The 13,119-nt window shown below is 44.8% G+C and carries 11 protein-coding genes and 1 pseudogene; 1 reads left to right on the plus strand and 11 read right to left on the minus strand.

Annotated features, from left to right (window positions below):
* Positions 1 to 79: 79 nt before the first annotated feature.
* The 4 genes from IEU85_RS03810 to IEU85_RS03825 all read right to left on the minus strand — a co-directional run bounded on the left by IEU85_RS03810 (position 80) and on the right by IEU85_RS03825 (position 6,010).
* Positions 80 to 2,107, minus strand: a complete 2,028-nt coding sequence (locus IEU85_RS03810) for a dipeptide ABC transporter ATP-binding protein (RefSeq protein WP_188354868.1) — start codon at positions 2,105 to 2,107, stop codon at positions 80 to 82.
* Between the two features lie 17 nt (positions 2,108 to 2,124).
* Positions 2,125 to 3,096, minus strand: a complete 972-nt coding sequence (locus tag IEU85_RS03815; protein WP_188354869.1) for an ABC transporter permease — start codon at positions 3,094 to 3,096, stop codon at positions 2,125 to 2,127.
* 10 nt (positions 3,097 to 3,106) lie between these two features.
* On the minus strand, positions 3,107 to 4,033 hold the full coding sequence (locus IEU85_RS03820; RefSeq protein ID WP_188354870.1) for an ABC transporter permease: 927 nt from the start codon (positions 4,031 to 4,033) through the stop codon (positions 3,107 to 3,109).
* 330 nt (positions 4,034 to 4,363) lie between these two features.
* A complete protein-coding gene (locus IEU85_RS03825; protein ID WP_188354871.1) occupies positions 4,364 to 6,010 on the minus strand; it encodes a peptide ABC transporter substrate-binding protein in 1,647 nt (548 codons plus the stop codon).
* A 243-nt stretch (positions 6,011 to 6,253) separates the two neighbouring features.
* Between IEU85_RS03825 and IEU85_RS03830 the strand changes: the two genes are divergently transcribed.
* The gene (locus IEU85_RS03830) at positions 6,254 to 6,580 is read left to right on the plus strand and encodes a hypothetical protein (protein WP_188354872.1); all 327 of its coding nucleotides are present in this window, start codon (positions 6,254 to 6,256) and stop codon (positions 6,578 to 6,580) included.
* Positions 6,581 to 6,646: 66 nt separating this feature from the next.
* On the opposite strand, the gene IEU85_RS03835 is transcribed toward IEU85_RS03830, so the two are convergent.
* The 7 genes and pseudogenes from IEU85_RS03835 to IEU85_RS03865 form a co-directional block, all read right to left on the minus strand.
* Positions 6,647 to 7,393, minus strand: a complete 747-nt coding sequence (locus IEU85_RS03835; protein ID WP_188354873.1) for a TlyA family RNA methyltransferase — start codon at positions 7,391 to 7,393, stop codon at positions 6,647 to 6,649.
* The gene (locus tag IEU85_RS03840) at positions 7,390 to 7,533 is read right to left on the minus strand and encodes a hypothetical protein (protein WP_188354874.1); all 144 of its coding nucleotides are present in this window, start codon (positions 7,531 to 7,533) and stop codon (positions 7,390 to 7,392) included. The genes IEU85_RS03835 and IEU85_RS03840 overlap by 4 nt, the downstream gene beginning before the upstream one ends.
* On the minus strand, positions 7,526 to 8,806 hold the full coding sequence (locus IEU85_RS03845; protein ID WP_188354875.1) for an HAD-IIA family hydrolase: 1,281 nt from the start codon (positions 8,804 to 8,806) through the stop codon (positions 7,526 to 7,528). Before IEU85_RS03845 ends, IEU85_RS03840 begins: the two co-directional genes overlap by 8 nt.
* Before the next feature lie 146 nt (positions 8,807 to 8,952).
* Positions 8,953 to 10,212: pseudogene (locus IEU85_RS03850) on the minus strand (tetratricopeptide repeat protein); the annotation flags it as partial.
* Positions 10,197 to 11,507, minus strand: a complete 1,311-nt coding sequence (tyrS, locus tag IEU85_RS03855) for a tyrosine--tRNA ligase (RefSeq protein ID WP_188354877.1) — start codon at positions 11,505 to 11,507, stop codon at positions 10,197 to 10,199. The pseudogene IEU85_RS03850 and the gene tyrS, both read right to left, overlap by 16 nt.
* A 52-nt stretch (positions 11,508 to 11,559) precedes the next feature.
* A complete protein-coding gene (locus tag IEU85_RS03860) occupies positions 11,560 to 12,417 on the minus strand; it encodes a putative ABC transporter permease (protein WP_188354878.1) in 858 nt (285 codons plus the stop codon).
* A 49-nt stretch (positions 12,418 to 12,466) separates the two neighbouring features.
* Positions 12,467 to 12,988: an HD domain-containing protein gene (locus IEU85_RS03865; RefSeq protein ID WP_308469295.1), complete on the minus strand. Its 522-nt coding sequence runs from the start codon at positions 12,986 to 12,988 to the stop codon at positions 12,467 to 12,469.
* Positions 12,989 to 13,119: the final 131 nt, after the last annotated feature.

Below are 13,119 nucleotides of genomic sequence, written 5' to 3' on the forward strand. Positions count from 1 at the left end.
GAATCTCATAATAAATGGAGGCCTCATTGTGAGACCTCCATATTGCTATTATCTACAAATATTTACAGCACAAAACGTACTACATATCCAAACCAAGCTGCAACTTGCCACCAGGAATTGCATCAAGCAAATCACGGGTATACTGCATCTTTGGATGATTAAACACTTCATCTGTAGTAGCATGTTCAACCAACTTGCCATGCTGCATAACAACAACTTCATCAGCAATCTGGCGAACCACAGCCAAATCATGCGTAATAAACAGGTAGCTTAATCCACGTTCTGCCTGCAAATCATTCAGCAGACGCAACACCTGATCTTGTACCAACACATCAAGTGCAGAAACAGCCTCATCACAGACAATAACATCAGGTTCCAAAGCCATAGCGCGAGCAATAGCAATACGCTGACGCTGACCGCCAGAAAGCTCATTAGGATAGCGTCCCATCACAGACTCTGGCAACTCAACCATATCCAGCAATTCCTTTACACGCTTAATACGTGACTTGGTATTGCCAATCTTATGAATACGCAAAGGTTCTTCAATCGAACGGTAAATGGAGTACATCGGATCGAGGGAACCATAAGGATTTTGGAATACTGGCTGTACATGGCGACGGAAATCAAGTAACTGCGCCTTGCTAAAGGTTGATGTATCAGCACCTTCATAAAAGACTTTACCAGCGGTTGGGGCAAGCAAATGCAACACCATATTAGCCACAGTAGACTTACCAGAACCAGACTCACCTACAATAGCAAGCGTAGTGCCTCGCTTCAGCGAGAAGGAAACATCATCGACAGCCTTAAACATTTCCTTGCGGCGAGGCAGCTTAAACTCACGGGTAAGGTGATCAACAGTAATAATATGTTCACCATGCTCAAGCGTATCCTCGTCCTTGACCGCATGCTCCATCAGTTGGCGCGTATCCAGACCACGTTCATGCGCAGAAATAATACGCTGAGAAGCCAAAGAAGGAGCAGCTGCAACCAAGCGCTTAGTATATGGATGCTGTGGATGTTGCAATACTTCCAAAGAAGGACCGGACTCCACAACCTGACCCTTATACATCACCACAATATGCTGAGCGCGCTCTGCTGCCAAGCCCAAATCATGGGTGATGAACAGCACAGAAGTACCAAGGGAATCAGTAAGTGACTGCAAATGATCCAAAATCTTCTTCTGTACTGTCACATCAAGCGCCGAAGTAGGTTCGTCAGCAATCAACAAATCAGGACGGCATGCCAAACCAATGGCAATCAATGCACGCTGGCGCATACCACCAGAGAATTCATGTGGGTACTGGCGTGCACGTGTTGCAGCATCTGGCAAACCTGCCTCATTGAGCAAACCAGCAATACGGTCAGACATGCTAGAACCTTTAGCATAGGTTTTCGCAATCTCCCAAGCGCGGTCATCATTAACACCAGCTTTAATCAAATCCTCAGCAATATGCCAGCGTGTTTCTGATCCTGGCACCCATTCTTGCCTAAAGAACTGGAGTTTGGATTCAAGAGCATCGCCGCTTAGTCCCAAAGATTCTAACTCGCTAGTGGCAGTGGCAAGCAAACCTTGCAACTGGTCAGAGCCTAAGAATAACTCATCATCATTACCCTTAAGTTCAATATCTTCCCCTGCAAGTGCTTTGGCTAAATCTGAACGCTTTTCATGGGCAATATCAATATTATTAGCTTTAAGCGCCTCTTTAACCTGTGTACCGATGCGCCACACAGGATTCAAATTACTCATTGGGTCTTGAGGAACCAACCCCATTTTGCTACCGCGAAGTGATTCAAACTGCTTTGGCATCATCGAAGAAACTTCCTGACCGTCAAGCTTAATAGAACCACCAACAACATGACCAGTGCCTGGTAGCAAACCTAGAACAGCCATTGCAGAAGTCGATTTACCAGAACCGGACTCACCTACAATAGCTACCCACTGACCAGGGTATACAGTGAAAGAAGCATCGCGTACTGCATGCACAGCACGCTTATCATCGGTAGTGAAATCAACCTGCAAATTCTTTACTTCAAGAATAGGTCCATGCTCGCGTTGCATAGCAGCTAAGTCAATATGGTGACTTGCATGTGTTGTATTTTCAGTCATTTTCATACTCTCCTAGCTCACGCTGTACGACTCTTTGGATCAAGAGCATCTTTAACAGCGTCACCCATCATAATGAATGCAAGCACTGTAATAGCCAATGCCACAGATGGGTAGAACAACACCATTGGATCAGTGCGTAGTAAATCCTGAGCCTTAGCAATATCGCCGCCCCAGCTCACCGTACTTGTTGGCAAGCCTACACCAAGGAAGCTCAGCGTTGCTTCAAGTACAATATATGTGCCTAGCGAAGTAGTTCCAATAACAATGATTGGAGCAAGTGAATTTGGCAAAATGTGGCGCAATAAATTACGCATAGGAGTAGAACCTAATGCAGTAGATGCAGTGTTAAATTCAAGATTCTTTGCGCTCAACACCGCACCACGAGCAATACGAGCAGTACTCACCCAGCCAAAAAGTGCCATAACTAAAACAATTTTCCAGATAGATCCAGAAGTCTTAAACATCTGCAAAACCACGATAGCACCAAGCAAAATTGGCAAAGCGAAGAAAATATCATTAATACGGCTCAACACAGCATCGACCCAGCCGCCAAAGAAGCCTGCAGTTGCACCAATAATCGTACCAATGAGCACCACAAGCAAAGTAGCTAAAATACCAACACTCATAGAAGTGCGAGCACCATAAATAACACGCGAATACATATCGCAGCCCTGCATATCAAAACCAAATGGATGCCCCGCGCTTGGAGGATCAAGAGAGGTATCCAAAGTGCAGTAATTTGGATCCTGATGAGTAAATAGCCCTGGGAATATTGCCACGACAAGCAAAATCAAAATCAAAATTGCAGAAACAATAAACATAGGGTTGTGACGCAGTGTACGCCAAGCATCAGCCCACATACTCGTTGCTGGAGCTGATTCATTAACAGAATCTACACTCTGCAATGGGGTTTGCTCAATAGGCGCAACATAGCGCTGCTGCCCTGGTAATACTTCTTCACTCTTGTGCATAAGTTCTTCTTGAGTCATCATGCCCTCCTTATGCGTAACGGATACGTGGATCGAGGGCTGCATACAGCATATCAACAATTAAATTGCAGACCACAAAAATCAGCATCAACAATGTCACAATAGAAACTACCAATGTAGCTTCACCCTTCAAAATACTTTGATAGGTAAGGAAGCCAATACCGTGAATATTAAAGATAGTTTCCGAAATCATAGCGCCACCCATGAGGGCACCTAAATCCTGACCCAAATACGTAACCACTGGAATCAAAGAATTACGCAAAATATGACGCATAATCACGCTGCGATTAGAAAGACCTTTTGCACGAGCGGTGCGCACATAGTCTAATGCAATATTTGATGATACTTCAGAACGGGTTAAGCGAATAATGTATGCCATAGAAACGCTACCAAGCACCATAGCTGGCATCAGCAAATCAATAAACCCAGGATCAGCACCTGCGGTTACTGGCAAAATACTCCACTGTACGCCCAAGAAATACTGACCCAAGAAGCCGGTAACAAATGTTGGCACAGAAATAAGCAACAGCGACACGATCAAAATAACTGAATCATACCACTTGCCTTTTTTCAATCCTGAAATAACACCAAAGACCACACCAAAAATAGCTTCGAAAGCAAACGCCATCAATGCCAATTTAATTGTTACTGGAAAAGCGCGACCAATCTCATCAATAACAGGTTGACCAGCAAAGGTATTGCCAAAATCCAATGTCAAAGCGTTCTTCAAGAACAACAAGTATTGGATAATAAAAGGCTTGTCAAGATTATATTCTGCGCGGATCTGGGCAGCGACGGCTTCATTGACTGGCTTATCTCCAAACATTGCCTTCACAGGATCGCCCGGAAGAGCAAAGACAAGCGCATACACCAGAAGTGTCGTACCGAGAACCACGGGGATCATCTGCAAGATACGACGCAGAAGATACTTGCCCATGTGGCTTCTCCTTGTTATTTACCTCAACACAGAATGTGCAGCGTTCCGCGTCGCCGAGGAACGCTTCTGCTCGACCACTTGCCGTATGCACAACTCTATGTCGTTTCTTCTTTGGGTACGCTATCGCCAGGCACAGACTTATCTACTGCAATTGCAGCATTTATAAGCCTCAAAAGCATAGATACCCTTACTAAGTGTCTCATTATACCGTTATTGATAGATTTATGCGTTCACTATGTAACATCTAGGTAACAATTCCTAACAAAACAGCCTAGATGCATAAGCACCTAGGCTGTGATAATTCCCTAGTATCTAGCGAGATACGTTATACTACTTGCTCATCTCTTCATACTCTGGGTTGTTCTGCCAGTTGAGCTCGAAGCCCTTAACACCGGTAGCTGCAACACCATAAGCATTCATGTAGAACAGTGGGATTGATGGCAAGTCGCGCAGCAAGATTTCCTGAGCCTGGCTGAAGTACTTATTAGCTTCGTCAGTGCTGGAAGCCTTAACAGCTTCATCAATCAAACCATCAAATTCAGAATTCTTGTAGTCACCATCGTTTGAACCCTTGCCATCAGCTGCTGAAGAATCAAACTGCTGTACCAAGTAGTTCTCTGCGGATGGGTAGTCTGCCTGCCAGCCAGAACGGAAGGCACCCTGAATCTTACGATCAGAAACAGCCTGACGGAATTCCTGGAAGGTTGGCATTGGGTTAGTAGTTGCATTAATACCCAGAGCATTCTTTACTGAGTTGGCAACTGCCTCATAAATAGCCTGATGTCCACCATCAGCGTTGAATGCAAAGCTAATGCTTGGGTTATCCCACTTGCTAATTGCGTCAGCCTTCTGCCACAATTCCTTAGCCTTGTCTGGGTTGTAGGACAATACATCAACACCCTTCAGCTTATCAGTCCAGCCTGGAGTCATTGGTGAAGTGAAGTCCTTTGCAGGAGACTGAGTACCGTTGAGCACCTTCTTAGTGATGGACTCACGGTCGATAGCCATGGACAGTGCCTGACGACGGAGCTGACCTTCTTCAGTGCTGTTATTCCAGTGCTCCATAGCAGAAGGAATAGTGAACTGCTGAATTACAGAACCAGCTTCATTGTATGCCTGCACCTTAGAATCATTCTGGAAGGTCTTGGTTGCGGAAGTTGGAACAGATTCCATTACATCCAAGTTACCAGCCTGAATATCAGAGTATGCAGCAGAGTCATCAGTGTAAATCTTGAAGGTGACGCCATCATTCTTTGCTGGCTTGTTGCCCTTGTAATCAGGGTTCTTTACCAACTGAATGTTGTCGCCATGCTTCCATGACTTAAACTTGTACTGGCCGTTACCAACTGGGGCTTCGCCGAATGCCTTTGGATCCTTGTAGAAGGATTCTGGCAGTGGAGCAAATGCCAAGTAACCAACCATAATTGGGAATACTGAGTTTGGTGAAGTCAAAGTGACTTCGAATGTCTTATCGTCGATAACCTTCAAACCAGAAAGCTGTTCATTGCCCTTGAGTCCATCAGCCTGAAGCTCATCATAGCCCTTGATAACTGAGAAGAAGCTGGAGCACTTTTGTGCGTTTGCAGCATTAGCTACATAGCTCCATGCCTTGGTGAAGGACTCAGCGGTAACTGGAGTACCATCAGTGAACTTCCAGCCATCCTTAATCTTAATAGTGTAAACGCTTGAATCTTCGTTTGGAGTGATGGATTCTGCGACTTCATTAGAAGCGTTACCCTTAGCATCGAATGATACCAAACGAGCAAAGAGCAAATCACCTGGCTTACCGCCACCAACTTCGTTGGTGTTACCTGGAATCAATGGATTCTGAGGTTCAGATTCATAAGCAGTAATAATATTGCCGCCTGCTGCTCCGCTCTGTGCGGTGTTATTGCCGCTCGAACCGCAAGCACCCAGGAGCATAGCAATGGACGCAGCAGTTGCGAACACAGCTGTAAGCTTTGAGCCTCTCTTCATATGTCCTTACTCCTTCAATTGAGCAAATGCAGAAAACCCTACTTTCTACATCAATGCCATTCCATTGTCTCGTAATTCATAAAATTTTGTATGAATTGCCCACAATTTGGCACAACTTCACTGTATATTTACCTATAGTCATTTGCATAAATTCTCAGAGTGTTGAATAAATATACATATTTGTTTTGTATACTTCTACTTATGGACACTCCTGTACAATAAAGCCAATTGGAAAGGAACAACATGGACGCTACTACGATTGGTATTACTATAGTATTCGCTATTATTGGAGCAATAATCGGATTTGGATTTGCCCCAATGCCGCGCAATGACATGATGAACGCTCAGCAAAAGAAAGTATCGTCCGCTGTAGGCATTGTGTATATTGGCGTATTCTTAGCTGCAATGATTCTTGGCTGGGACGCAGCATCATGGTCAATTCTTATCGGCGCCGTCGTAGGTTATATGATTGGTACAATTCCTGCTGTTAAAGAATTTATGCAAATTCGCTTTGATTTTTATGCAGTCAACCCAAAAAAGCGTAATCGTAACAATAAAACAGTGAAATAGCTTATATATAGATTACATATGCATAAACTAATGTATGAACTACTTACAAACTCTGTAACCAGAATATCAGTTATTTTCTGACCTGCGCAGCCATAACAAGAATTCAGCATTGCCATGGGTGCCGGTAATAGGCGAATCAATAATTTGCTCTACTACCCACCCATTTTGGCGTGCGCATGTGCATACTGTATCCACAGCACGCTTTCTATCTGCCTCATGAGTCACAATGCCGTGTTTATCTAAAGCTGCTCTACCTACTTCAAATTGCGGTTTAATAAGTAGTAGCGCATGAGCATCGTCACTGACCAAATCGGCAATATGCGGAATAACATAGGTTAGTGAAATAAATGAAACATCACTAACCACAATCTGTGCCGCAAACGGTACATCTTCGCGAGTGGTTGAGCGGATATTCATACCACTTAATTCCACTACACGCGCGTCTGCTTTCAATACTGCGGCAAGCTGATCATGACCTACATCTAAAGCAATAACTTTTGCAGCACCACGCTCGAGTAACACCTGAGTAAAGCCGCCTGTAGAAGCTCCAATATCTAGACAATATTTGCCGGCAATATTGGGGAAACCCATTGGCGTAAATGCATCCAAAGCACCGAGCAGTTTATAGGCGCCGCGTGAAACATACTGCGTATCTTGTGATCGCACCTCGATAACATCAGTGTCTTGTACCTCATACGAGCGCTTCGTCACAGCAATGCCATTAACAAATACAATTCCCTGAGGAATATACTGTTGTGCTTTATTACGCGAAGGTACTAAAGAACGTTCCACTAAGGCCACATCAAGTCTCATTGAACATCCTCAAGTTCATGCTGCAACTCTTGCAAAGTGGAGGCGTACTGCTCAATGCGTTCTTTCCATAGCGCAATATCAACTTGGTGGCTTTGAGACAAATCAGTCTCAGTATTTTTTGTATCAGATAGCTCACTCATAGTTGCGTAAATCCCGCCCATTTGGATACCATTGCTCTACGAAATGATCAACAGCCTCTTCAAGCGCACTCCCCTTAAGCACAGCACTTTGCGCATGATCCAACTCATACCAGCATGCTTGACTTGCCGCACGCAAGAGATCCAATCCATCTGTGTTACCCATGCTATCTGCGTTATCCATGCTACCTGCGTTATCAATGCTATCTGAGCCATCAGCGAATGCAGCATGTGTAGATGCAAGTGCCTCACGAGAAGTATATGCTTCACGAGTTTCAGGAGCTACTTCCGCCTGCAAGCGATGAACAGATACACGAACAATTGCACGACCACACTGCCAGATACGTTCTGTTGAGTGCCCTGTTTGCGCACCATCCGCACTTACGCCATCATCTAAACGCTGTACAGCATGATGTGCGCCAAGTAATCCACGCAAATCACGAGACACATATGTTGGTCGCAATATAGGCTGTGCCAGCATCAACATACGCGCATCAGTAACACCAGTAAGGACCAAAAGCGAATCATACCCACCACGATTTGCTGCTTCAATATCAGTATCTAAGCGGTCACCCACTGCCAAGCATTGTCGAATAGCAATTGGCTCTACACCCTGAGTAGTATATTGCTGAGTTTGATGTTCAGCAACAAGCCCACGTGCTTCATCATACATTGCAGAACCAGGCTTTCCCGCTGAATCAACAGGTTCAACACCTGTGGCATTGATTACTGCTTGTATCAACGAGCCACATCCAGGAGCTACACCATGTTCTCTAGGAATAGTCAGATCTCGATTGGTCACAAAGTAGGACGCGCCCTGTTCTACAGCAAATGCGGCAGTAGCTAACTCATTCCATGTAATTTCTGGATACCAACCTTGGATTACAGCAACCGGGTGCTCTTCAATGGTATGGACGAGCTTAAGTCCTGCACGTTCTACTTCTTCTTGTAAATGAGGAGCACCAACAGCAAGTACAGGACTACCCTGTGGCACATGATGAGCAACCATACGAGCTGCTACTACAGAAGATGTGATAACTTGCCATGGTTCTACTGGCAAGTGGAAGCTTTGTAATTGTTCAGCTACAACCGACTGATAGCGGGACGAATTATTGGTGGTGTACTCAATATTCATCCCATGCTGTTCAGCCTCAATAAGTGCTGATGCCGCATAATCGATAGGAAGCTTGCCAACATACACCACGCCATCTAAATCAACAAGCGCTAGTTGGTATGCTTCACACAGTGGTTGTTCACTTGCCAGCCAAGAACTCATATCACACCCTATTGCACTTTGGACTTGGTTTACTCTTGTTCTGCTTGGTCGCTTTCAGGATCTGCAAGTTCATCAGATGTCGAGATATCAGTCGAACTTTCATCAGATGAAGGCTCTTCAGATAATGCTTCAGCCTCAGTATCTACTTCAGCATCACCATCTGCTGACTCTGTAGCGCTCTCTTCGCTATGTTCTGCATCTTCCTCAGCAACAGGATGCAACTCAATGCCTAAGCCTTCGAGGATATCATCACTGACATCTTCAAGATCATTGTCAATAACGAGTTCCTCATCATCAGGCTCAATGTCAGCATATTCGTCTTCTAAACGCTCAACCAAGTCATCAAGCTGTGCTGACTCTTCTAAACGTCCTGCTTGCTCAAGGAAATTCTGTTCAGCCTGTAAAGCACGCATACGGTACTCACCGCTAATGCCTCGAGAACGCCCCAGCGTGTGTACGATATCAATAGCCTTATCCCAGTTTCCTAAATCACCTTGAGCGCCTGCTAGTACAAGGAACATCTCAGCTTTAGACTCTCCGCGAAGCTGCTTGGCATCATCAGATAGAGCCACTTCAATAGCACGCTCAGGGTGCCCTAATCCACGCTCACAGTCGGCAATAAATGGCAGATAATCCAAGAAGCCATTCATACGGAACGCAGTTTTGAATTCTCGCAAAGCAAGCTTGTAATCACCTTGACGGTATGCCAAGAAAGCAAGAGTTTCACGTGCCATATCAATACGAGAAGCCTGCTTCGCAATCCACTGTGCATGCTGGAGTGCCCACTGCGGATCAGTATCAGCCAATGAGTACGCAGCAAGCATATGCAACCCAATATTTTCAGCATGCTCTTTGCTTAAGCCGCGCAAACGATCTCGCTCATCACGAGAGAGCATGCTCCACTCAATCCCTTTCGGCATTACTGGTTCATTTGGCCTGCGATCAGTGTATGGGTTTTGCGATGGGTATGAAATAGTGCCATCAGAATTCTGTCGAGCACTCTCATAGAAGCTCTGAGAGCCTTTTGCATCGCGGTTTGCATTGCCTCGATTATGGTCGTGGCGGTTAAACTGTCGATCATTATTACGTTTATGATCTTTGCGTTCAAAAGAGCGATTGCCTTTACCACGGCGTTCAAAACCTTCACCATCGCGTCGGAAACGATGCTCTCCATCGCGATCGCCATACCTATGTTCACGATGTTCACCATCGCGGCGCTCATAACGGCGCTCTCCATCACGTTCACCACGGTTGGAATAACGACGCTCCCCATCGCGGCGTTCAAAGCGACGCTTACGATCGCCATCACCATTACGACGGAAATTACGATGATCTCTTCCACTACCACCGCGGTGCTGGTGTGAGCCTGAACGGCCTCGATTTTCTTCACTCATCGCTGTGCCTCCAATGCAGCCAAGGCTTTCTTACCACGACGAATAACTACAAAACGGTTATGCAGTAAATCTTCTTCACGCAAGATGTAGTCTACGTCTTCGATACGTTGATTATTAATATATAAACCACCTGAGGTAATTGCTCTTCTTGCCTCAGATGCAGACTTTACTAAGCCACTTGCAGCGGCTAAATCAGTGATACGATCCGCAATATGTGCCTGTGTAAATACACCATCAATTTGCAAACCTTCAAGAGCGCTTTCCAAGGTGGATTCGTCTAATCCACTTAAATCTCCACCGCGACCAAACAATGCAGCAGCAGCATCAATAGCCTGCTGAGTAGCGTATTCGCCATGTACAAAGCTTGTTACTTCCCAAGCGAGCGCACGCTGTGCTTCACGAGCACCTGGATTGGTACGAGTTGATTCAAGTAAAGCCTCAATTTCAGATTTTGGTAGGAAGGTAAATGCTTTAAGCAAGCGCTCCATTTCTTCATCAGGACGGTTAATCCAGAACTGATAGAACTTGTATGGGCTGAGCATAGTAGGGTCAATCCATACAGCATTTCCCTCTGATTTACCAAACTTTTTGCCTTGCGCATCAGTAATAATTGGGCTGGTAAACACATGTACTGATGCACCGCGCACTTTTCGAATTAAGTCCAAACCACTGGTAAGATTACCCCACTGGTCGGAGCCACCAAGCTCCAATACACAATGGTACTCGTCAAATAAATGCAAGAAATCATTACCTTGCAACACCTGATAGCTAAATTCAGTAAAACTAATGCCCTCTTCTGAATTCAGACGTCTAGCCACCGTATCCTTGGCCAGCATAGTTCCTAAACGGAAGTTTTTACCGACATCGCGCAAAAAATCAATAACTGTCATCGAAGCAGTCCAGTCATAGTTACTGACAAAACTAACTGGATTTGCTCCCTCAGTCTCTAAAATATGACCAATCTGTCCTTTAAGACGCTCAGCCCAAGTAGCAACAATTTCCTTTGGATTAAGCGTGCGTTCTCCTGATTGACGAGGGTCACCAATAAGACCAGTCGCACCTCCGACCAGTGCAATCGGGTGATGTCCAGCAGCCTGCAAATGACGCATATTAATCAACTGGACTAAATTGCCAATGTGCAATGATGCTGCAGTAGGATCGAAACCACAATAATAGGTAATTGGCTCTCCGTTAAGTGCTTGTGCAAGCTGTTCGGTGTCAGTTGATTGGTTAATGAGTCCGCGCCATTGCAACTCTTCGAATAGGGATGTGAACCCTGCTTCCTGATAATTTCTGACTTGAGCCATCGATCTCAATACTCCTGATCTTGACATGTACTAGTGGTACTACTACATCACTTCACGATTTCTTATGGATACGTGAACACTTCAGTTTCTCAACACATGCCGACACATGGGGCACACTTGAACGAATTTCGGCGGTTCGCACATGGAATTCTGCTTTCAGCATGGTCACAATATCGTTATGATCCCGACTCGTAAATTTGGGGAATGCTCGTATCAATCGGATTTGTTGCGCAGATAGCACTGAATATACTGTCTGTTTCCAAGTAGCTAACCGCTCGTTCGCCTCGCTTGTCGCCTGATCAGATATGGAACTTACTTGCTGCTTAACAAACGATGCTGCTTGTGCAAGTTTTTGTAATGCCTGTTCAAAGTCGAGCATTGCACTCACGGTTACTACAACATCAATTGTGATAATCACAGTAAGTATTCCAGCAATCCATGCCAATGTTTGCTGAGGAATTAGTGAAGTAATATAAGCAATTGGCGGTTGAAAACAAAATATAATAAGTACTCCAAATAGTCCAAAAACTATTGCTCCTACAAGGCATATTCTGCCGTGAAGATTGAAGCGAAAATTTGAATAATCCCACCATCGTGCATGAAATAACTGCTCCATAACCCACGAAGTAGCGTATTCCAATGCGCATGCACCGAGTGCAGCAATAATAAAAACTATGAATGGATTGCGTATATGATCAAGCAATGCGATAGCACTTATCGCGCCAACACCATATATAGGGCAATAGGGACCATTCAAAAATCCCCTATTAACAAAGCGTCGTTGCTGAATGGAGATCATTATCGTCTCATACAACCATCCACACCATGCATACCATACTGTCCATAGCACGCAAACTGAGTATGAAAGCGGTACGTGAACTGGATGCATATAAAGGTCTGATAAACTCATCGCATTCCTTATGTATATATGGCTTAGGATGGAGGATATAGCGCTGCTATTAGTAAAGGATTGTTTCACCTAATGCACTGATTTTATCAGCAAGAGATACTAGTACCCCTTCTAGCGTGCGTGGAGGCATGGTCATCGGAATCATATGATGAGCTATAGCATCAGCTTCCCTACGTGTCAGTGAAAAATCATGCACAGCGTTCATAAGTGCTGTCTTACCATGGGTAAATCCATGGTATCGGTGAGTTCCTTGATCCCAGTGATGCCAGTCATATAAAAAATAATCATGCAAGAGAGCCGCACGAACCAGCGACCTGCGATTTATCATATGCAATATGCGCAAATGATATGCAAGCCACAAACTTAAACACGCTACCCGTATTGAATGGGCATAAGTACTGACACGACCGTGCTGTACAAAATTGCGTTCTTGCAACATTCTGTGGTGGGCAAGAATATCTGCGCCATACCGATGTACATCATTTCGAATCTGTTCACGCAGTACTCGCGTATTTCGCATGTATAGGCAACAGTGCCTTGTTGTATTACTACGACGTCGTTGAGATACCATGTGCGCCTTCAAAAGGGTAGATACAGCATAATCGTATCTACCCTATCGCATTACCATATAAATGGCATCTTAGCTTCCAAAACACATGTCACATCTGCTTGTGCATGAAAGTAGCGCATCGTGCACATATC

The organism is Galliscardovia ingluviei (genome assembly GCF_014635685.1).
Classification (GTDB): Bacteria; Actinomycetota; Actinomycetes; order Actinomycetales; family Bifidobacteriaceae; genus Galliscardovia; species Galliscardovia ingluviei.